The organism is Shewanella sp. 10N.286.52.C2 (assembly GCF_002874545.1).
In the GTDB taxonomy this organism is placed as follows: Bacteria; Pseudomonadota; Gammaproteobacteria; order Enterobacterales; family Shewanellaceae; genus Shewanella.
Window position 1 is genome coordinate 94,007 of sequence record NZ_MCTV01000035.1, and the last position, 20,554, is coordinate 114,560.

The 20,554-nt window shown below is 44.2% G+C and carries 19 protein-coding genes; 10 read left to right on the top strand and 9 right to left on the bottom strand.

The window, feature by feature from the left end; translation table 11 throughout:
- Window positions 1–100 precede the first annotated feature (100 nt).
- Window positions 101–625: a gluconokinase gene (locus BCU94_RS12795; protein WP_102476584.1), complete on the top strand. Its 525-nt coding sequence runs from the start codon at window positions 101–103 to the stop codon at window positions 623–625.
- 162 nt (window positions 626–787) lie between these two features.
- Here the strand turns inward: BCU94_RS12795 and BCU94_RS12800 are convergent, their stop codons facing one another.
- Window positions 788–1,657 (bottom strand): cation diffusion facilitator family transporter, encoded by an 870-nt coding sequence (locus tag BCU94_RS12800; protein WP_102440170.1) that lies wholly within the window; start codon window positions 1,655–1,657, stop codon window positions 788–790.
- A gap of 65 nt (window positions 1,658–1,722) precedes the next feature.
- On the bottom strand, window positions 1,723–2,229 hold the full coding sequence (locus BCU94_RS12805) for a Spy/CpxP family protein refolding chaperone (RefSeq protein ID WP_102440169.1): 507 nt from the start codon (window positions 2,227–2,229) through the stop codon (window positions 1,723–1,725).
- Between the two features lie 540 nt (window positions 2,230–2,769).
- Between BCU94_RS12805 and BCU94_RS12810 the strand changes: the two genes are divergently transcribed.
- The 5 genes from BCU94_RS12810 to trmL all read left to right on the top strand — a co-directional run bounded on the left by BCU94_RS12810 (window position 2,770) and on the right by trmL (window position 7,945).
- On the top strand, window positions 2,770–4,209 hold the full coding sequence (locus BCU94_RS12810) for a cytochrome C biosynthesis protein (protein WP_102476585.1): 1,440 nt from the start codon (window positions 2,770–2,772) through the stop codon (window positions 4,207–4,209).
- A gap of 176 nt (window positions 4,210–4,385) precedes the next feature.
- Window positions 4,386–5,222 carry a DUF4437 domain-containing protein gene (locus tag BCU94_RS12815; protein WP_241905003.1) on the top strand — a complete coding sequence of 279 codons (837 nt, stop codon included), beginning with the start codon at window positions 4,386–4,388 and terminating at the stop codon, window positions 5,220–5,222.
- A gap of 112 nt (window positions 5,223–5,334) precedes the next feature.
- On the top strand, window positions 5,335–6,021 hold the full coding sequence (locus BCU94_RS12820) for a response regulator (RefSeq protein WP_102476587.1): 687 nt from the start codon (window positions 5,335–5,337) through the stop codon (window positions 6,019–6,021).
- Window positions 6,021–7,406: an ATP-binding protein gene (locus BCU94_RS12825; protein ID WP_102476588.1), complete on the top strand. Its 1,386-nt coding sequence runs from the start codon at window positions 6,021–6,023 to the stop codon at window positions 7,404–7,406. Before BCU94_RS12820 ends, BCU94_RS12825 begins: the two co-directional genes overlap by 1 nt.
- Before the next feature lie 74 nt (window positions 7,407–7,480).
- On the top strand, window positions 7,481–7,945 hold the full coding sequence (gene trmL, locus BCU94_RS12830) for a tRNA (uridine(34)/cytosine(34)/5-carboxymethylaminomethyluridine(34)-2'-O)-methyltransferase TrmL (protein ID WP_102476589.1): 465 nt from the start codon (window positions 7,481–7,483) through the stop codon (window positions 7,943–7,945).
- Window positions 7,946–8,110: 165 nt separating this feature from the next.
- Here the strand turns inward: trmL and BCU94_RS12835 are convergent, their stop codons facing one another.
- From BCU94_RS12835 to BCU94_RS12845, 3 genes are all read right to left on the bottom strand, one after another.
- A complete protein-coding gene (locus tag BCU94_RS12835; protein ID WP_102476590.1) occupies window positions 8,111–9,559 on the bottom strand; it encodes a pitrilysin family protein in 1,449 nt (482 codons plus the stop codon).
- Complete coding sequence (locus BCU94_RS12840) at window positions 9,559–10,884, bottom strand: pitrilysin family protein (protein WP_102476591.1); 1,326 nt, start codon at window positions 10,882–10,884, stop codon at window positions 9,559–9,561. The genes BCU94_RS12835 and BCU94_RS12840 overlap by 1 nt, the downstream gene beginning before the upstream one ends.
- A gap of 70 nt (window positions 10,885–10,954) precedes the next feature.
- Complete coding sequence (locus tag BCU94_RS12845; protein ID WP_241901070.1) at window positions 10,955–12,193, bottom strand: amidohydrolase; 1,239 nt, start codon at window positions 12,191–12,193, stop codon at window positions 10,955–10,957.
- A 258-nt stretch (window positions 12,194–12,451) separates the two neighbouring features.
- Here BCU94_RS12845 and BCU94_RS12850 point away from each other — a divergent pair, with 258 nt between their 5' ends.
- The gene (locus tag BCU94_RS12850; protein WP_102476592.1) at window positions 12,452–13,933 is read left to right on the top strand and encodes an ATP-binding cassette domain-containing protein; all 1,482 of its coding nucleotides are present in this window, start codon (window positions 12,452–12,454) and stop codon (window positions 13,931–13,933) included.
- 26 nt (window positions 13,934–13,959) lie between these two features.
- Here the strand turns inward: BCU94_RS12850 and BCU94_RS12855 are convergent, their stop codons facing one another.
- The gene (locus BCU94_RS12855) at window positions 13,960–14,337 is read right to left on the bottom strand and encodes a hypothetical protein (protein ID WP_241901066.1); all 378 of its coding nucleotides are present in this window, start codon (window positions 14,335–14,337) and stop codon (window positions 13,960–13,962) included.
- Between the two features lie 4 nt (window positions 14,338–14,341).
- The gene (locus BCU94_RS12860; protein ID WP_102476593.1) at window positions 14,342–14,959 is read right to left on the bottom strand and encodes a tRNA-uridine aminocarboxypropyltransferase; all 618 of its coding nucleotides are present in this window, start codon (window positions 14,957–14,959) and stop codon (window positions 14,342–14,344) included.
- A 137-nt stretch (window positions 14,960–15,096) separates the two neighbouring features.
- Here BCU94_RS12860 and BCU94_RS12865 point away from each other — a divergent pair, with 137 nt between their 5' ends.
- Window positions 15,097–16,098: a putative porin gene (locus tag BCU94_RS12865; protein WP_102476594.1), complete on the top strand. Its 1,002-nt coding sequence runs from the start codon at window positions 15,097–15,099 to the stop codon at window positions 16,096–16,098.
- 106 nt (window positions 16,099–16,204) lie between these two features.
- On the opposite strand, the gene BCU94_RS12870 is transcribed toward BCU94_RS12865, so the two are convergent.
- Window positions 16,205–17,407: a multidrug effflux MFS transporter gene (locus tag BCU94_RS12870; RefSeq protein WP_102476595.1), complete on the bottom strand. Its 1,203-nt coding sequence runs from the start codon at window positions 17,405–17,407 to the stop codon at window positions 16,205–16,207.
- A 115-nt stretch (window positions 17,408–17,522) separates the two neighbouring features.
- Here BCU94_RS12870 and BCU94_RS12875 point away from each other — a divergent pair, with 115 nt between their 5' ends.
- Complete coding sequence (locus BCU94_RS12875; protein ID WP_102440158.1) at window positions 17,523–18,500, top strand: LysR family transcriptional regulator; 978 nt, start codon at window positions 17,523–17,525, stop codon at window positions 18,498–18,500.
- Between the two features lie 226 nt (window positions 18,501–18,726).
- Window positions 18,727–19,071, top strand: a complete 345-nt coding sequence (locus tag BCU94_RS12880) for a hypothetical protein (RefSeq protein WP_102440157.1) — start codon at window positions 18,727–18,729, stop codon at window positions 19,069–19,071.
- 79 nt (window positions 19,072–19,150) lie between these two features.
- Here BCU94_RS12880 and BCU94_RS12885 read toward each other — a convergent pair whose 3' ends face one another.
- Window positions 19,151–20,554, bottom strand: coding sequence for a tetratricopeptide repeat protein (locus BCU94_RS12885; RefSeq protein WP_102440156.1), 1,404 nt, complete (start codon window positions 20,552–20,554; stop codon window positions 19,151–19,153).

Sequence of the window (20,554 nt, forward strand, 5' to 3'; positions counted from 1 at the left end):
GAGCTTCGAATATGGAGCGAGTAACAACCCTCAATTACCACAAACACATGAGCTGTAAAGCCGCGAAGTATATCGCTCAACATAACTGCAAGGACTGAAAATGGCCGCAAAAAGCATTATTGTCATGGGCGTATGTGCCAGCGGAAAAAGTAGCATTGCTGCGCGCTTAGCTGCTGTTATCAAGGCTAAGTTTATTGACGGTGACGATCTACATCCTAAAGCCAATATCATCAAAATGGCCAAGGGCGAAGCGCTCAATGATACCGACCGCGCCCCTTGGCTTGAGCGCATAAGGGATGCAGCATTTAGCATTGAACAAAAAAACGAAACTGCAGTGATTGTCTGTTCAGCATTAAAACAAAGCTATCGCGAGCAAATACGCGAGGGCAATAATCATGTGGTATTTCTGTATCTTGAAGGTAGTTACCAACTAATTTTAAAAAGAATTCAAGCCCGTCATGGCCATTTTATGAAAGCTGACATGCTTGATAGCCAGTTTGCCACCTTAGAAGATCCAAGCAATGAGCCTGACGTGATCACTGTCAATATTGATAATTCTATTGAAGCCATTGTCCAGCAAGCTTTAAAAGCTTTAAAAGCTTTAACCGAGTTAGAATCAAGTTAATTTCGACCGCAACATTATCAAAACCGCACTCATCACTTGGCTGCAGATGTAAAAAAGCCTTAACTGCATATAACAGTTAAGGCTTTTTATTTGGCTAATATTGCCCTTGATAGCAACAGTATTATTAACTGCGGTATCAACTGCAATTGATGTCATCAGCCATTAAATCGGGTCTTGGTGAATAATCACTTCGGCATCTTCAAACTCTGCCCGTAAGCGATCTTCAGTGCCATCAGTAATTTCGTGGGCTTCAAGTAATAACAGTTGCCCATTTAATTCAATATGAAATTGAATGAAGGTGGTTTTACCGGCCTGACGCGTCCGTAAATCATGAATACCATTCACCCGCGGATCCGCGGTGGCAATGGCAACAATCTGCGCCCGAGTCTCTTCATCCAGCTCCCTGTCTAATAACGACTGAACCGAGCGATACGCTAAATCAAATGCTTGATGACCAATGTATAAGGCAATCAATACTGCAAACAAGCCATCAGCCCACCACCAGCCATATTGTGCTAATACCAATGCCAGCAATACTGCACCGTTTAAAAATAAATCTGATTTATAATGCAATGAATCCGCTTCGACTATGGTGCTGTTGGTCTTGGCTAAGGCTTTTTTCTGCAGTATCACCAAGGCAAAAGTCATGACTAAGGCAATAATGGAGACAATGACCCCAAGGCCTGCATGGGCCACTTCTACCGGATTAATTAACCGTTCGCCACCATAAAACATCAACAAAAATGCTGAGCCTAAGATGAAAGCAGATTGGGCAAGTGATGCAAGAGGTTCGGCTTTACCATGACCATATCGATGGTCGTCATCAGCGGGTAAAATGGCATAGCGAATAGCGATGAAATTCACTATGGATGCTAAGGCATCAGCAAAGGAGTCAGTAAGGGAAGCTAACATACTCGCCGACCCTGAATAGAGCCAAGCGAGTAGTTTTATCACGATCAGGATTAATGCTGTTGCCACCGCGGCTCGGCTGGCAAGTTTTACCCAAAAATCGTATTCAGATTCTGCAGTCATAATAGAGAAAACACTAGTAATTAAGCCATTTAGTTAATCTCTATTATAGCGGAGTCTTGGTTTATTTAACGAGAACCTTTACCTTTTACCTTGGTAAAGCGTGATTCAAATTTCTGTTGCTGCTCTTCTGTCAAAATTTGATAGATTTCATTTTGCATTTTGAAGAAATTCATCATTTGTTGTGTTTGCTTCGCCTGCTTAGCAGCAATGATTTGCTCAGCTTGAGACTCATTAAAGTTGGCATCAGTAATTAACGCTAACATGTCTGCTTTATGTGCACTGCGCTCTTCTGCTGAAGGACGCTCGCCTTTTTCAGCTTTGTACTTAGCCATAATCGCTTTAACGTCAGTCTTTTGCGCTTCGGTAAGATCTAAAGAACGTAGCATTTTACGTACGCCTTTATGCATGCTTTTACCGTGATGTTTGCCGCCGTGAGCACGTTCACCTTTTTGGGTTTGCTCAGTTTTAACTGAGGTATCTGCAGGCTCTGCGGCATAAAGTTGACCAGCTAATAATGCTGATGATGCTACTAGAGCTAAAACGCTGCTTTTCATCTTTAATCGTGTTTTCATAATCTCACCTTTTATCTCAAGTTATTGAACCCGCTAAGACCGACGGTTAACCATTTAATCCATCAAATGTAACCAATCAAAAACTCACCTTAGGCTCAAAATCGTTTGTGTTGTCAGTATGAAAATGAACATCGCACTGATAACGGGATCTGGGGTCACCTACATACTGTTTCGTAGGAATGAAACAAGTTTAGCGAATGCAATGTCAATGAGGGTGTTGGCTCAGTAAAAAAATGTAAAGACCATTTTTTAATCAACACATATCTTGTTCTTCAATAAAATTGCCCATAATCACGACCTCGATGCAGAGAATGGGAGCAAGCTCACGTATTAAAGGTTTGATCATTTTCATAATGAACAAAGTTACACTTGTAACATCAAAGTTAGCGCTAAGTAGTTAACATTATGAGACATTAGCTTTATAGCGAGTGCGACTTATCAGAGATAATTTAAGCGCATGTGACAAAAGACTGCAGCTAAGAGTGAATGACTGATGTTATGAGTGACTAAATGCGGTAAATGATTGAATTGAGGTTATGGATGAACAAAGTTGTCAGCAATATCATTTTTATTAGTAGTTTATTATTTTCTGTCTGTGGTTTTGCACAAAGTAACGTGACACCCAGTCCTCACGAACCCAATGCCAGTATTTGGGTTAATCAAACCCAAGCCGGCCCCGAGATTAACTTACACTTTTTTTGGTCTGCGACCTGCCCACATTGTAAGGAGGCTCACCCTTTTATAGATGCCTTAGCAGAGCGCTATAGCTGGATTCATTTACAAGATTACCTTATCAGCGAGCCTGGCAGTGTCGACAAACTCATGGCCGTGGGCGAATTAACCGGGGTTGAACCCAAGTCAGTGCCTTATTTCGCCGTCTGTGGCGAAGCCATTACTGGCTACAACAGCCATGATGTCACCGGACGCTATATTCTGCAGCGCCTAGAGGCTTGTTATCAACGAAATGCAGGCAGCTTGCCAAGCAAAGACTTAATGGCTGATTTCTATACCGAAAAAACCACTGCTAGTAGCCCGCTTTTTGAAACCTGTGCTGATGATTCAGATCCAAATAACCCCAGCACTTGTGGGATGAACTTTAGTACGACTACTGGCGAACAAGCAAAGCTCGATTCAACGCCACATATCCAGCCCGTTGATATTCCGTTAATTGGTGCAGTACAACCAGAGCAAATGTCACTTCCTGTGTTGACCTTAGTCCTCGCCGGCGTCGATGCCTTTAACCCTTGTGCCTTCTTCGTATTGCTATTTTTGCTTAGCATTATGGTGAATGCCGGTAGTCGTGGCCGCATGTTATTAGTGGGCGGTATCTTTGTGTTTTTCTCGGGCTTTATTTACTTTATCTTTATGAGCGCGTGGCTAAACTTATTCCAGTTACTTGGCGGTGGTGATGGCGGCTGGATAATTACTAGCGCAGGAGTTATCGCACTGGTGGCGGCAGTAGTGAATATTAAAGATTTCTTTTTTGGTAAAGGCGATGTCAGTTTGTCTATGTCAGTTGAAAACCGCGGCAGCTTAATCAAACGCATGGGCAAATTATCTAAAGCTAGCTCTTTACCAAGCTTAATATTGGGTTCGGCATTACTGGCGATTATGGCCAATGCTTACGAGCTACTCTGCACCGCGGGTTTCCCGATGATTTACACCTCAGTGTTATCAATCTCAGGGGTAGATACCGTGCAGCGCTATTTATACCTCATCGCTTATAACCTTATCTATATCATTCCATTAGCGACGATTGTCATTGTTTTTGCTGCGACATTAGGTAAGCGTAAACTGACTGAAAAAGAAGGCGAAGTGTTGAAATTAATGTCAGGCATTATGATGCTTGGCTTAGGGAGCATGTTGGTCATTAACCCCAGCGCCTTACAGGATGTGGTGTTCTCTGTTGGATTAATTGTGGGCTCTATTTTACTAACTTACCTGATTGTTAAAATAAAGCGCTATAAGCAAAAGTCGTAACTGATATTTGAACGGTATAAAGACGAGCCAACTGGCTCGTTGCGATTATCAAAAAAATCCAGATAGTGTGTATTGCTATTGTCTGTTTGTGGTTTGCATTTATAGGCTATAATTTAATTTGAGTTAGTCAATTTACACACACTTCGGTTATCAACCCGAATAAGGTTTCCTTGATGATATTATCCCCTATCGCTTTATCTCTGGTCGCAATCTGCAGTTTTGCAGCATTTCCTGCCATAGCCGAGCAAAGCCAGCCACAATCAGAAGTGATTAGCAGTGGTGAAATTCAATGGGGCTATTTAAACCCACTTCGCGGCGATAAAAGCCCAGGTGCTGCTAACCTGTGGGGCGATCGCACTAAAAATGTCCCGACTGGCATGTTAGTCAAATTCAACAAAGGCTTTTCATCTCCTCCCCATATTCATAATATTACTTACCGTGGAGTGGTGATTAAGGGACAAATGCACAATGACGATCCAAATGCAGTCAGCATGTGGATGCCAACGGGCTCATTTTGGACCCAACCAGCAGGTGAAAACCATATCACTTCTGCTAATGGCACTGAAAATCTGATTTTTCTAGAAATTGACAGTGGACCATATCTTGTTAAACCTTCAGATGAGCAGTTTGACAACGGAGAAAGACCCATTAACCTCCATGAAGCTAATCTTGTATGGTTAACCCCAACAGATGTTAGTTTTATTAATGGTAATGATGCGCAAGTAACTGCCCTATGGGGCGGTAATGCCGCAGGGCAGCTTGGCGGCACTATGGTCAAAATCCCAGCAGGTTACACAGGAAAAATCGATGTTAATGCAGATGAATTTCGCGCCATTGTGATAGAAGGAAATGTACAATATCAGTCTGCAGAAACTGACAGCCCTAAAAATCTTAGTGCAGGCAGTTATTTTGGTTCAACTGCTCAATTTACCCATCAGATCACTGCCGCTGAAAATGGCGCGATGATTTATATCCGCACAAATGGAAAATACCAGTTGAATACTCAACCATAGAGGTGTTCACTCTATTTCAGGTTACACAAACCAATTTGTAAAAGAGTGCAATGTTGCTAACCTTGTGACCTCATTCGTTATATAGTGCCATTAGGAACAGAGTGAGGTTGTAATGAGTCGTATTTTATTAGTCGATGATGACGTAGGTTTATCAGAGTTATTAGCCCAGCTTTTAGAGCTAGAAGGCTTTGAATTAACTCAAGCATTTGATGGTCAGCAAGGGCTAGACTTTGCGCAGAATCAAGATTTTGATTTAATCTTATTAGACGTCATGCTGCCAAAACTCAATGGTTTTGAAGTGCTGCGCGCCCTGCGCACCCAAAAGCAAACTCCAGTGCTGATGCTTACCGCCAGAGGCGATGAAATTGACCGAGTAGTAGGGTTAGAAATTGGCGCTGATGACTACCTGCCAAAACCGTTTAACGATCGTGAATTAGTGGCCCGTATACGCGCTATTTTACGCCGTTCTAGCCTCACTCAAGCAGATGCAGGCGCCCAAGATACCATTAGCTTTGGTGATTTAAGCTTAGATCAAGCCAGACAAGAGCTGTACTGTAATGATCAGCTTATTATTCTTACCGGCACTGAATTCTCATTGCTTCATAGCTTGATCACTCAAGCAGGCGATTTGGTCACTAAAGAGCAGCTCAGTGAAACCGTTTTGGGTAAAAAACTGATGCCATTTGACCGCAGTTTAGACATGCATTTATCCAATCTGCGCAAAAAATTACCTGAACGTCACGATGGTCGCCCTCGAGTAAAAACCATCCGTGGTAAAGGCTATATCTGGATCCCATAATGATTAAGCTATCTTCGTTAAATCGTTTATTTGTCAAATTACTGCTGGGCTTTTGGCTTGGCAGCTCTTTAATTATTGGCTTTGTGGCTGTACTGCCTTTATTGCAGCAAAACCACGACAAACAGCCAATGACAGCCAAGCAGCAACAGCTACTTAAACGCACAGCTAAACCATTTATTGAAGATCCTAAATTACTCGAAGATCACAAAGCTTTAAAACGCTTGCATCGCCATCGCAGTCCAAATGGCAAAATGATTAAGTTCTATATCACCAATGACCAAGACCTTGTGATTAATAGCAGGCAAGTCCCTAGAACCTTTAGAGAGTTCTTGCTGATTAGTGAAGAGTTTAACGCGCCAATGAGCCATCAGTTCCGTGATGAATTGATTTTTGGACCTTACACTTTTACTGCTGGGGAACAAGAATATCGCATCTACAGTCGCGTACCAGATAACCACCCTAGACCTTGGTTCTTTTTCTTTAATGACCATAAATTATTAACCACTATTATCGCCATGATCTTATCTGGCATATTATGTGGCTTTTTAGCATGGTATTTAGGCAAACCACTTCGCTCACTCAAGCATAGCTCTAACGCTCTTGCTAGCGGCGATTTAAGCGCTCGAGTCGATGACAGTATTGCCGCCAGAGGCGATGAAATGGGCGAGTTAGCACAAGCATTCAATACCATGGCGCAATCCATTGAAACCATGATGCATAACCAGCAGCGCCTAATGGGTGATATCTCCCATGAACTGCGTACCCCCTTAACGCGCTTACAACTCTCTTTAGCGCTGGCTCGCAAAAAACAACAAAGCAGCGTCGAGATTGAGCGCATTGGCTATGAAGCTGAGCAGCTAGAAGCTTTGATTGCAGAATTGCTGACCTTATCGCGAGTGACCATCAGTAATACTGAAAATAAAGTCCACTTAGAACTTGCCGAGTCTCTCAGTCAAATTCTTGATGATGCTGAATTTGAAGCCGAGCAACAACAGAAAAGATTACTCATTGATATACCAGAAAACATTAGCCTAGATCACTACCCCAAAGCGCTTTCTCGGGCGATTGAAAATGTACTGCGTAATGGCATTCGCTATGCCAATAGTGACATTTCAATCACTGCAATAAAGCAACACCAACAGGTCGTCATTACCATTAAAGACGATGGTCCTGGTATTGAAGACGTTGAGTTAGAGAAAATATTTAAGCCTTTTTATCGCCCTGATAGTTCAAGAGACAGAGAATCAGGTGGTTGGGGCTTAGGTCTGGCGATTACCCAAGCCGCCATCAAGCTCAATAAAGGCGAGATACATGCCAGCATTATTGCCCCCCATGGGCTCAAGGTGGTGATTAGCCTGCCTGAGCGGATCTGCCGTTCGAATTGAACATTGTGAATTGATTACCACCAGCAGCTGGTTTTGCGTATAATTCCCAGCTCAATCAATGAAGGTAGCTATCCATGTTCCATATTGCGCTTTATGAACCAGAAATTGCCCCTAATACCGGTAACATTATCCGTCTTTGTGCCAATAATGGCGCTAAGCTACATTTAATAGAGCCATTAGGTTTTGATTTAGAAGAGAAAAAACTTCGACGCGCCGGCTTAGATTACTCAGACTTAACCAATATCACCCGTCATAAAGATTTTGCAGCCTTCCTTGACGTCATGGCAGGTAAACGTATTATGGCCTGCACCACCAAAGGTAGTCGTCCTCATACTGAGCTGTCGTTCGCTGCTGATGATGTATTGTTATTTGGGCCCGAAACCCGTGGCTTACCTATGGATGTCATTGAGTCGATTCCCACTGAGCAGCGCTTACGTATTCCGATGACGGCTAACAGTCGCAGCTTAAACCTGTCTAACTCAGTGGCGATTATTAGCTATGAAGCTTGGCGTCAATTGGACTTTGCTGGCGCCAGCTAGGTTTTAGGTTTTAGGTTTTAGGTTTTAACCACGGTAAGTTTCAAACATCAATCTGGCTTAAGTGGTTCAGACTAAGTGGTTCATCCCAATCACATAATGCAGCCAACAAAAAGCCTCGCAATAATGCGAGGCTTGTTTATTTAACCTGTTCCGCGCTGAGATAGCTTATTGGCCAAAGCCCACATCGGTAATATTAACCTTAGTAACCTCACCATACTCTTTGGCAATATCGGCAATCTGAGCCGCGTTACCAACAAGCACATACTGCAAATTGTCTTTTGGAAAGTAACGGTTAATGAGACGCTGGGTTTCGGCTAATGTCAGCCCATCGACCTTGGCTTGAAACTCATTAATAAATGCATCATCAAAGTTATAGATATACATATCAGCCAGTAACTCGCCCAGTTGGCCACCGGTTTCAAACTTAGGAGGGTACTGACCTTTGACATAAGCTTTGGCTGAATCTAGGGTTTGTTGATCAATGCCTTGCTCCCATAAACGGCCATAGGTTTTTAAAGCTAAATCCATGGCTTCTTTGGTGGTGCTGGTTTTAGTAAAGGTGCTGATAGAGAACACCCCTGCAGCAGAATAGGCACTAAAGCCAGAACGCGCCCCATAAGTGAGCCCGGCGTTAACCCGTAACTCATCATTAAGCCATGAGGTAAAACGGCCCCCTAAAATGGTATTTACTACCGTTAGCCCCACATAATCAGGGTTATCGCGCTTAATCCCCAAACCGCCAATAACAAAAGTGGTTTCAATGGCATCGGGTTTATCAACTAATAACACCTTACTGGCAGTTAATGGCGCTAGCCCTTGTGTTAAATCAGGCTGCACCGCAGTGTCAGTGTTTTTCCAGCCGCCAAATGCCGTTGACAGCTTGGCTTTCATGGTTGCGATATCAAAGTCACCCACCACATTAATGGCGGTATTTTTTGGCTGAAAATAACTTTGATGAAAGGCCCGTAGCTGAGTGACATTAATATCAGCTAATGACTTACTGTTGCCTGATATCGGATTGGCGTAAGGATGCTCACCAAATATCAACTTATTGTAGTAACGACCGATTACCGCCCGTGGGCTTTCTTTCGCTTGTGACAAGCCAACAATTTCGCGCTGTCTGAGTTTTTCAAATTCACTATGGTCAAAGTCAGGGCTTATGAGCACTGGCTGGATAATATCGAGCATGGTATCAAGATCTTTACTCATAAAATCCGCTTCCAGCATCATGCTTTCACGCCCTGACGCTGTAGATAAGCTTGCACCGAGAAAGTCCACCATCTGCTCAATTTCAGCTTTGCTTTTACCGCCGGCGCCCAGTAATAAACTTTTCATTGTCATATACGACACCCCAGATGTGGTGTCGTTTACCGCCCCTGCGCGCACAACGGCATTAAAGTTAATTATCGGTACTTCTTGTTGCACCATCAAATTAACCAATAAGCCATTTTTAAGGGTAATGGATTGATATTGCGGCATACTGAAACTGCCAGTATCGAGGGGCTTGCTTGACTCAGTCGTGGCTTTGCAGCCCGCCAACCCCACACCACAAGCAAGCGCTATGGCTGATACCGTTAAGGCGCTGGCCTTTTTAAGCTTTATCAATGACATCATTAGTCAGCTCCCTCTGTGGCGGCTAACACACCCACGGTGCGATTGGCCTTACGTAAATAGGTTTGCGCAACACGCTGAATATCAGCAACGGTTACCTTATTGTAGGCTGCAGGCGCACTAAATAGTTTGTCATAACTGCCAAAATACAGCTCATAACGACCTAAAGTATTAGCGCGGCCATTGATGGTTTGCATGGTGCGATAAAAATCCATTAGCTTGATGTTTTTCACTTTTTCAAGCTCTTGCTCGCTAACGCCTTCAAGGGCAATACGGTTTATCTCGGCAATCATTGAGGCTTCTAATTGCAATGCATCAATCCCTGCATTGGCGACCCCAAGAAAGTAAAACAGATTAGGGTCAAATGACATCGGCAAATATGACATCACATCGGAGGCCAGTTGCTTATCCACCAAGCCTTGATAAAGCCGTGAGCTATTACCTTCACTGAAAATAGTGCTGAGTATATCTAGCGCATAATAATCGGCATGTTTCGTGGATGGCACATGATACGCCAGCAGCACATTAGGGGTAGTAACAGAGGCTTTTTCAACAAAGACTCGGCGCTCACCTTTTTGCAGCGGCTCTACAGTGCGAACGGCTAATGGCGCGGGCTGGGCGGCAATGACGCCAAAATATTGCTTCGCTAGACGCTTCACCTCCGCGGTTTTAACATCACCTGCGATCACCACCACAGCATTGTTGGGCGCATAGTAAGTCTTATGGTATTGCTGTAAATCCGCTAGCGACCAGGCGGCAATATCTGACTCATGGCCAATCACAGGCCAGCTATAAGGGTGAGCTCTAAACGCTGCACCTTTTACTTCTTGTTGCAAGGTGCGCCAGTTGGAGTTTTCAAGCCCTGTGGTGCGCTCTGATTGCACCACACCACGCTCGCTTTCTACCATCTGCGAATTAATATCTAAGTTAGCGATGCGATCAGCTTCGAGATCAAAAATGGTTTCTAACGCATTGGCAGGAAACCAATTGGTGTATACCGTGGTGTCTTCAGTGGTATAAGCATTATTAGCGCCACCCGCGGCTTCCATGGTGCGGTCAAACATTTTAGGGCCATACTTTTTTGAGCCGTTAAACATCATGTGCTCGAAAAAATGCGAGATCCCAGTAATGCCCGGTGCCTCATTACGAGAACCCACTTTCCAAAACAAATACATGTTGGCATTGGGTATGCTGCTATCTTCTAGCACCATAATTTTCATGCCATTATCCAGAGTAAAGCTATTGATATCCTCGACTGTGGTGGCCATCGCCGCGGTACTCACCCAGCAACTGAGTAATACCCATAACGCGCTGATGTTGCGTTTCATAATGGTTTCCTTGTAAGTCATTGCAATGAACAACAGGCCTGCTACAACCCGTTGTTAGTATTTTTATCGCTTAATTCACCGCGCCTAGCGCAGTTAATGCCAGCTGAGTCATGGTTTCAACGCCCACTTTTAAGGCTTTTTCATCAACAAAAAATGCTGGCGAATGATTACTGGCGACAGTGGCAGGATCTGTGCCTGCTGGCGTCACCCCTAAAAAGTAAAACAGCCCCGGCGTTTCAAGCGCATAGTAGGAGAAGTCCTCAGCGCCGGTGATAAGCCCTGGCTCAATGAGATTATCATCGCCCACAACCTCACGAATAACCGGACGCATTTTTGCGACTAACTCAGGGTTATTAACCGTAACTGGATAACCTGCATCAATCTCTGTGGTGGCAGTGGCGCCGAGGGTTTGAGCAGAAAGCGTCGCGATTTCAGCTAGTTTTACTTTAATGTCGGCGCGCATATCTTGATCAAAGGTTCGGATAGTACCAATCAACTCAACTTCATCAGGAATGATGTTCGAGCGTATACCGCCATTAATGGCGCCAAAACTCACCACTGCCGGTGCTTTAGTCACATCAACGCGGCGACTAATAATGGTTTGTACGCTATTAATTATTTGCGCTGAAGCCACAATCGGGTCCACCCCGCCCCAAGGACGAGAACCATGGGTTTGGCGACCCTTTACCGTAATCGTAAATGAATCTTCTGAAGCCATCGCAGGGCCTGCTCGCAAACCAATCATCCCTGTGGGCATACTTGAGGTCACGTGCATACCAAACACTTGATCAGGTTTACGACTAGCAAATAAGCCTTCTTTAAGCATTAACTCTGCACCGCCTTCTTCACCCGCTGGCGCGCCTTCTTCTGCTGGCTGAAAGATAAACATCACATCGCCAGCAAGGCTGTCTTTAGACTTGACCAGATTCTCTGCCACGCCCATTAACATCGCCACATGAGTGTCATGACCACAGGCATGCATCACGCCGACTTTTTGGCCACGATAAGTATCAGTGGCTTTGGAGGCAAAAGGTAAATCAACCTCTTCTGTGACTGGCAACGCATCCATATCAGCGCGAATGCCGATTAGCGGCCCAGACTTTGCGCCTTTTAATATCGCCACTACACCAGTGTGCGCAATGCCGGTTTGTACTTCTAAGCCTAAAGACTCAAGGTGTTTGGCAATCACTTTACTGGTTCTAAACTCGCGGTTAGACAGTTCAGGGTGCTGATGTAAGTCACGGCGCCACTCCAACACCTTAGCTTCAACATCGCTTGCAAGTTGTGCTGCGTTAGGGGTTTGAGCCATTATCGAACCAGAAAAAGTGCCAGAGGCAACCGCAAGGCAAGCAGCAAGTATCGTTAAGCGCATAAATCATCCATGTTTTTATCATTTTTGTAGTATTTCAATCTACAGCGTATCCCTTGAATTGTTAAATATTTTGTTATCCAAAGCACATTTGAAATTGTGTCGATTTATGTAGAGTGGCTCAATAAACACTATGGTTGATGACATTGTGTTGATAATCTATGGCCACTATTAAATTTAAATCGAGAGTCCAAGCCCATGAAAATCACCTTTGAGCAATTAACCGCAGCCGGTGCTAGTAACTCATTGGAGATTGAACAGTGGTTAATTGAACATCGCCAATCCTGGGGAGTATTCAGCGCCCACAGTGATATTGGCGCCATGCTCGGTGACTTATTAGCAGATGTACCTGTGGGCGTTGGCTCTGACACATCAAATACATCAAGCATTGAGGTCACCGCAGGTGCGATACATAAAACCTCAGGCCGAGTTGCTCAGGTCTCACTCGCTGAGCAACAAAGGTTATTAGCACTTGAACTCGCCAATGATGACAGTGACTTTTTAGATTATGCCGATAAAGGCACTACGGTCGCGGGATTAATTTTTGCCCATTGCCATAAGCAAACATTAACCGACAAACTGCTTGAGGAGCTTGATTTAGTTCAGCTGCAACAGCGCGGGTTTCGTGAACTTTCAACGGGCGAAACCCGTCGTGTGATGCTAGCCATTGCCCTTGCTAGCGAGCCGGACTTTTTAGTGTTAGATAATCCCTATTCAGGGCTCGACATTAGCCATCGTCAAAGCTTAACGGCTTATCTAAGTCAGCTTGATATTCAAATGATGGTGATATTTTCTCGCGAGGAAGATATGCCCACATGGATAAATCAGATTGCTATATTCAGCCACAGCAAACTTGATAGCATCATGGATAAAGCCAGCTGGGAGCAACACCCTGTTATAAGCCAAATTACCGCCCAATCTAAAGTCCAAAGCGAGCAAATGCTGGCAATCATGCAGCGCCACCGCCATCAAAGCCCATTTGATAACCCCATCTTTGAACTTAAAAATGGCAAGGTGGCTTACAGTGATAAAACCATTTTTACTGAGGTTAATTGGCGCATTGATAAAGGCCAACACTGGCAGGTAAAAGGCCCCAATGGCTGTGGTAAAAGTACCTTGTTAGGGCTTATTTTTGGCGACCACCCACAATGCTACAGCAATGATATTCATATCTTTGGTAAGCAACGTGGCACTGGAGAAAGTATTTGGGAAATAAAGCAGCATATCGGTATGGTGTCATCGGCATTACACCTGCAATATCGCGTCGGTTGCAGTGCTAAAGATGTGATTTTATCCGGCTTTTATGACTCTATTGGCCTGTACCAAAAAGCCACTCAAGCCCAGCAAGATATCGCCCAAGATTGGCTCAGCATTTTGCATATGTCCCACTATGCCAAAGTCTCGTTTAAGCAACTGGATTACAGCCAACAGCGACTATTGTTAATTGCCAGAGCGTTAGTTAAACAGCCAACATTATTGATTTTAGATGAGCCCTATCAAGGGCTAGATTATCTGGGTATTCGCTTAGTCAAAAATACCCTTGAATTGATCGCCAGAGAAAACCTCAGTCAGCTGCTGTATGTGTCCCATTATCATGAGGACAGTTTAGACAGCATTAATAACTATCTGGAATTTGTTGCCGATGAAGCAAGCGATGGCTATAAAGCGCTAATCAGCTAGTTAATAGTGCTGCATTGCCAAAGCGCTTACTTTTCTTCGATTTTACGCTCTTTAGCTGCAGCTTCTTTAGCCTCACGCAAATATTTATCCGCCCGAGATTCTCGCTGTTGAAACTGCGCTTGAGATTTCTCTAACTGCTGTTGTTGCCACTCACCAGGCTCTTGGCGTTCAATAATTTCTTGCTCACGACTGCTGGTGTCGCTGGCTGCTTGGCGGGCTTTTTCAAGCTGACTTTGCTCCGTCTTTTTCGAGTCGATTCGACCTTGCTCAGCTTGTTGCGACAAGGTCAGTCGCGGCTTATCAGATGCCTGAGCAGCCACGGCAATAACGCCTAGCAAACTTGAAAGCAGTAATAGCTTGCTCATTAGCCTTAATAGACTGTTTGAATATAAGTTTAGCGACATACAATTAACCTTCCTGGTTGTTTTTAGACTCAATATAACGGGCTCGCACCTCAGCAGGCATGGCATTGAGCTTATGTTGCACCATGGCATCAAAGGCGCTAAATAGCGGGCTGATATCAAGTTCGCTATCGATTGCTTGCAATGTATAAGCGGTGGCTTCCAGTGTTGATAAACTGTCGCTACGTTTGGCCTTGCGAATAAGATATTGTGAAACCCCTTCAAATTCAATATGCAATGCCGGAAGCTCCAATAACCACGGATTAAGCTGCAACATTTTGAATGCTTTGCGCCAGGTGCCATCAATTAATAAAATGCAGCAATCTGCTGGTACTGACGAGTCCGCTGCATTTTGACTATTTTCACAGGGATACACCAGATACACAGGTTTATTGGCCCTTGCCAGCTGTTGTCGCAATGGCGCAAAGTCATCAGCGCTTTCACCCACCACCACTTGAGTTTGCGGCAGGGTTAAACTCAGCAATTTAACAGTATTTTTTGCATGCTCAACTTCAGAGGGGTGCTGCAGCACAATCACCTCAGTTTTAGCCGTCATCTTAGTCACGCTATCACAGATACAAGCCGACTGCGGGTAGCTACATTTTTGACAATACACTCTACTCATTAAACACCAAACACCTTGCTAAATATGTTGCAAAAACAAACAATAAAGGTATGTTTACCTCACAGGTAAAACTTAAGGTACTAATTTACCTGCAAATTTATTAGATAAACAAGCTCAATTAAACTCAAGGAAGAATTATGACTCGTAGCACGTTATCACTGGCAGTGATGCTCTATCTCGCTAGCAGCGCCGCTTTTGCCGCTGACAGCACATTTCATCACGAAGCTGAAATTGGCTTTCTCGACACCAGTGAAAGCTCTGACGGTTTAGCTAGCGCTAAATATAGTTATTATTTTCAAGGGGTCAAGCAAAATGACGTCCCCTATGCTCTCGCCACATTCTTAAGCCAATCTTCTGTGGTTTCAGCCCGCTATGCAATGACAGAACACCAAGATCTGTATGAGCTTTCAGGCGAATATGTGTTTGACTCTAAAATCTTTGTTGGTGGCGCTTATTCTCGACTATCCACTGACAGGGACTGGGCACCAACAACCACAGATCTAGATGCCTACGAACTCAAAGCAGGTTATTATTTTAATCCACATGCTAAATTGACCTTGTCGTACCTGACCCACTCAGACTCGAACTCTACACATACGTCTCATGAAGTTATCGGTGATTATAACCGAAACTCAAGTGAAGATTACGATGGCTTCCAAGTTGAATACCAGCATTACTTACCGTTCGAATCCACATCAGGCCTGATGTTAACCGCTGTAGGTAGCTACTCAAATACTGATTCTGAATACGACAGCAAATACGATAGTCTTTTTTTAGATGACAATGATGAAGTTGTTGAGGCTAGAATTGAAGCCGCTAATGAGGGTACAACAAAAGAAACCAACCTAGGGGTTGATGCTGATTGGTATATTACCAATTCATGGTCTGTTGGAGGCGGGTATCAATACCGTAATTATGACCGCGACAGTTCACATCGTTTTTCCCAAGAAACGGCTGATGAGATATATGAGAGTAACCGAGATTATAGTGACTCCGACAGTTTTAATATCTATACACTCAACACCAGCTACTTTTGGAACTTTTCTAAATATGTATCGGCTAGAGCCGCTATTGAGCAACGCTTTATCGATAGCGATTCAGATACTAGCGTTGGCATCGCCATTAACGGTAGATTCTAAAATCAATTTTTAGCACTTATAAGAAATTTTTCTACTCACAAAAAATGCCTAACGATAATGATCGTTAGGCATTTTTATTTAGCAGCTTAGCCGAGTCAAACTAGACTTATGGGTGCACTTGCTCAACATGTAAATGATTCAAGCGTTTTGATGACATAATAATGAGTAGCACCAGTGACAAGCCGCCCATTAATATCGCTACCGCATAAGGTGCGGTGATATCGGTCATTTGAATTAACGCCGCCAATACTGATGCGCCGCTCATTTGAATACAGCCTAACATAGCTGCTGCCGTACCGGCGCGCTCACCAAAGGCTGATAATGCCATTGAAGTTGCTGGGCCGAGTAATATCGCAAAACCAATACATAGCAGCATCATAGGTAGCATAAAGCTAAAGCCTGCAGCTAAACCGGTTTCAGGTCCTACAAGTTGCATCACCACCTCAAGGACTGCCGCGATGAGCATCAAGGTTAATGCCACCACCACACCTGGGCGATTACCAATGCGCTTAACTAACACTGGCGCAGCAAAACAAGCCGCAATATTGACTGCCGCATTGAGGCCAAATAAGCCACTAAATGCCAACTCACTGACCCCTAGATGGCCAATTAACCACATAGGCGAATATGATACGTAGGTGATGATAGATGCCATTGCTGCCATACAGGTTGCAGCATAAAACATGAAGTGTGGGTCGCTTAATACTGGCTTGTAACGTCCCCAGCGATAAAGCTTACCGCTAGTGTCTGTGCTTGCTGGGCGAGTTTCAGGGAATTTAAAAATAACGATAGCCAATACGATGATGGCGTACAGCGCCATAAAGATAAAGGTTGAACGCCAGCCAAACTGCAGGGCTAATAAGCCGCCCAATGTTGGTGCCAGTGCCGGAATAACGCAAATAGCGCCATTTAAATAACTGTACATTTTGACGCTTTCTTGACTGGTATAACAGTCTCGAACCGCACTGAATACCACAATTGAAGTAGAACAAGCTGCCAAGCCTTGCAGAACACGTGCAAGTTGCAATACTTCAAACTCCACCGCCATCGCGCCAACTAGGCTGCTCACGCCATATAACACAATACCGAATAAGGCGATTGGCTTACGGCCAAAGCGATCGGCTAATGGGCCAATTAGGATTTGTCCCAGCCCCATGGCAAACAAAAACAACACTAATGTTGACTGAATTTGGCTACCACTTACCCCATACTCTAGCGCCATGGTTGGCATGGATGGTAAATATATATCGATGGCTAATGGGCTCAGTAGCACCATAAACATCAGTATTGGTAGCAGGTTACGTCTCATTGAATTGGTCTCTTACATTTCATGGTAATGATTAATTGGGCGGCATTTTAGACTACTCATGGTATGAATAGAAATGGTATTATTTCCTAAGTAAATTTCCCTTGAGGAATATCACATGAATATTGATAATCTCGCTAAAATAGACTTAAACCTGCTGGTCATTCTACAAGTCTTACTTGAAGAACAATCGGTCACTCGCGCCGCAAACCGCCTGCATTTAAGTCAGTCAGCGTTAAGCAAAAGCCTTAACCGACTACGGGCAACCTTAGACGACCCGCTATTTCAGCGTACAGCTCATGGGTTAAAGCCCACTGCCCATGCGGTAAATCTTGCCCAACAATTACCTCAACTTCTGCAAAGTTTGCATCAAATAGTGCAGCCACCAAGCTTTATTGCTGCCAGTAGCCACCAGCATTTTTCATTTGCCATGGTCGAAAGCGCCTACGAAACCTTGCTACCGTATTTTATCGGCACCATTTTAAGAGAAGCACCCAATGTAAAGTTAGACTCTTATGTGTGGACTGAAAAGTCGATGCAAGACTTACAGTTGGGGCAAATCGATTTTGGCATTGCAGGTCGTGATACTCATCCTCAAGCTGATTTGAAAATAGAGCAACTGCCTGATGGGATTAAATATCAGACCTTATTTAAAGATAGGCAAGTGTGCTTAATCCGCCAAGATCATCCGCTAATGGCACAAATTAAAGCCGGTCACTGGAATAGAGAGCTGTACCTGCAAATGGCTCATGTGCAGGTGCGCTGTGAAGGCAATGATTGGTGGGCGCTGGATTACCATCTTGCAGAGAAAAACTTACATCGGCGTATTAGCTCTACCGTGCCAGATTTTTATGGCGCTGCCAGTATTTGCGCCCACAGTGACTTAATTTTTACTTTGCCATCGAGCTTTGCAAGGCATGCTGCACTACTTTATCCACTGGTTGAAATTCCGCTACCATTTGAGTTTATGCCCATGGCCTATGTACTACTGTGGCATGAACGCAACAGCCAAGCGCCGGGTCACCTTTGGTTAAGAAATATCATTTGTGGCAGTGTAGAAGAAGCGATAAAACAAACGGCTGTCACGCAGGTTTAATCGCCCAATACTGCAATATAAGCCAGCCCATTTTTCATAACACAATCACTGACGATAAAATTTGGCTCAAATTGCTGCCCAGATTGCCGCAAAAATGCACAAACATTAACCATGATTAACGTGACCTAGGCGCTGGGATCATCGATAGTCATGCTTCAAGTATTAAATTCATCGTCATCCAGTGCTATTTTGATGACGATGTTCAAAGGTTATTTTAGGAGTAACAATGAACTTTAACCAAATGTTTAATCAAACAAATTTAAAACAGCGCCTAGGGAATTTTCACCCACTATTATCATTGCTATTAGTGATTGGGATTTCGTTGACCTCGTTAGTGTTATTACCGTTTTTACTGATGTTTGCTCTAGTCAGCTTCATCGGATTGAACTTATTAGGGCGTAAATACCTAGCCCCTAGAATGCAGCCTATTTTCAGCCAGCAGTCTCAAGCAAATGAGTTTTATCGTAGCAATCCCAACATGCAGCGAGAATCATCTATCTACAAATCAGAGATGTTCCGAAAAGCCAAACCCAGCAACACGGGTCGCACTTTCGAGCACAATCCTGATTAACAAGCTGCTTACCGTTTAGCTATACCAATGAAAACACCGCCAGCTGGCGGTGTTTTGGTATCTGGGATGTATGAAACGATTAAGCCAAAATATGCTGCGCATATTGCAATGACTTTAACTCTTGTTCACTGGGCTTAAGCCCAATCACATTATCAATTTGAATTTGCAGCGACAACCAAATGGGGTCAATAATTTCAGCTTGTTGTTCATTCGCATGCTGTTTTGCCAGCTTTAACAAGGATGCCGATTCCACCACATCAATGCGGCCTAACATGCCATCGGCCAAAGCGACACTCAGTTCAATCATAGCAGGGACACTGCGGCCATAATTGATCACATCACGTAAGTAGCGCTCGGCTAAACAGCCATCGCTACCCAAACCAGCATCGTCATTTAACATGTGCTGCGCGCGGGCAAACATGGCATCAAGCTGACCTTGCTCAGCCGCTTCTGCCAACCAATGTTCACTGGTATTAGCATCAGCCTCACAGCCTTCACCATTATGGAGCATTAAGGCTAAATGGTATTGCGCATGGGGATAACCTGTCTGGGCGGCTTTACTAATCCACTCAAATGCATCGGTTAACTGTTGCTGCTGATAATACAGTACCCCCAAATTCGACATCGCTTCTGCATTTTCTGCCACGGCGGCCTGTTCAAGCCAATTCGCGGCTAATGCCATATCCTGCGGAAACTGCTTAGAGCCCACTAAATAGAAATAACCCAATAAGGCTTTAGCTTCAATCACACCTGCTTGTGCTGCTTGCTCAATGGCTTGCTCGCCTTTTAGCGCGTCTTTATGACCACTGTAACCATGCAGTAGCGCCACACCGTGTTCAAATAAACCTTGATGATGCGCCGTTGCCGCAAGCTCAAACCAGTAAGCCGCCTGTTTAAAGGTGCTGATTGACTCGGCCTGTTCAAGTTCAGGTTGCTGCAGTGATTGCTCCTGCTCTTGCTGCATTAATGCTTTTGACTTGAGCGACATCCCCACCAGATATTGCGCTTGGGGATCATTATGCATGACAGCTTGATAACACAACTCTCGCCCAGCAAAAGAATCAAAAGCTTCAAATTTATATGCTGGCGCAGCTTTTTGGTGGACTTTCGGATATAGCAGCTCAATTAACCCTAAGCTATTTTTAATGGTTTTTTCAGCGAGCGTAACCAATTGCTCTTGGGTTAGATGGTATTTCTCAGGATGAGCGCCACGATTACCGTCACTACGAAGTTTATGTAGCGCGCGCGTCGTAGGCACATCAATCAAGCGCATGCGATTTAACTGCTCGATGCGATCATATAAATTGGGGCTAGTGAATTTTAGCGACTGCTTAGCCGCGATTAACGCAGTAACTTGATGGGTAAAACTTCTGACAAACACCAAAGCCTGGGTGGGAATATCTCGCACATAGCTCTTGGCTTTAGTGTAATCTTCAACAATGTCAGGAGAGAAGCTGCCTATCAGCTCAATATCATTTAACAC

What these genes read in the sequence shown, in the direction of transcription:
- BCU94_RS12805 (WP_102440169.1), bottom strand. Translation starts at nt 2,229, where the DNA reads ATGAAAACACGATTAAAGATGAAAAGCAGCGTTTTAGCTCTAGTAGCA.
- BCU94_RS12865 (WP_102476594.1), top strand. Translation starts at nt 15,097, where the DNA reads ATGACTCGTAGCACGTTATCACTGGCAGTGATGCTCTATCTCGCTAGC.
- trmL (WP_102476589.1), top strand. Translation starts at nt 7,481, where the DNA reads ATGTTCCATATTGCGCTTTATGAACCAGAAATTGCCCCTAATACCGGT.
- BCU94_RS12820 (WP_102476587.1), top strand. Translation starts at nt 5,335, where the DNA reads ATGAGTCGTATTTTATTAGTCGATGATGACGTAGGTTTATCAGAGTTA.
- BCU94_RS12825 (WP_102476588.1), top strand. Translation starts at nt 6,021, where the DNA reads ATGATTAAGCTATCTTCGTTAAATCGTTTATTTGTCAAATTACTGCTG.
- BCU94_RS12840 (WP_102476591.1), bottom strand. Translation starts at nt 10,884, where the DNA reads ATGAAACGCAACATCAGCGCGTTATGGGTATTACTCAGTTGCTGGGTG.
- BCU94_RS12875 (WP_102440158.1), top strand. Translation starts at nt 17,523, where the DNA reads ATGAATATTGATAATCTCGCTAAAATAGACTTAAACCTGCTGGTCATT.
- BCU94_RS12795 (WP_102476584.1), top strand. Translation starts at nt 101, where the DNA reads ATGGCCGCAAAAAGCATTATTGTCATGGGCGTATGTGCCAGCGGAAAA.
- BCU94_RS12800 (WP_102440170.1), bottom strand. Translation starts at nt 1,657, where the DNA reads ATGACTGCAGAATCTGAATACGATTTTTGGGTAAAACTTGCCAGCCGA.
- BCU94_RS12850 (WP_102476592.1), top strand. Translation starts at nt 12,452, where the DNA reads ATGAAAATCACCTTTGAGCAATTAACCGCAGCCGGTGCTAGTAACTCA.
- BCU94_RS12880 (WP_102440157.1), top strand. Translation starts at nt 18,727, where the DNA reads ATGAACTTTAACCAAATGTTTAATCAAACAAATTTAAAACAGCGCCTA.
- BCU94_RS12860 (WP_102476593.1), bottom strand. Translation starts at nt 14,959, where the DNA reads ATGAGTAGAGTGTATTGTCAAAAATGTAGCTACCCGCAGTCGGCTTGT.
- BCU94_RS12810 (WP_102476585.1), top strand. Translation starts at nt 2,770, where the DNA reads ATGAACAAAGTTGTCAGCAATATCATTTTTATTAGTAGTTTATTATTT.
- BCU94_RS12835 (WP_102476590.1), bottom strand. Translation starts at nt 9,559, where the DNA reads ATGATGTCATTGATAAAGCTTAAAAAGGCCAGCGCCTTAACGGTATCA.
- BCU94_RS12855 (WP_241901066.1), bottom strand. Translation starts at nt 14,337, where the DNA reads ATGTCGCTAAACTTATATTCAAACAGTCTATTAAGGCTAATGAGCAAG.
- BCU94_RS12870 (WP_102476595.1), bottom strand. Translation starts at nt 17,407, where the DNA reads ATGAGACGTAACCTGCTACCAATACTGATGTTTATGGTGCTACTGAGC.
- BCU94_RS12845 (WP_241901070.1), bottom strand. Translation starts at nt 12,193, where the DNA reads ATGGCTCAAACCCCTAACGCAGCACAACTTGCAAGCGATGTTGAAGCT.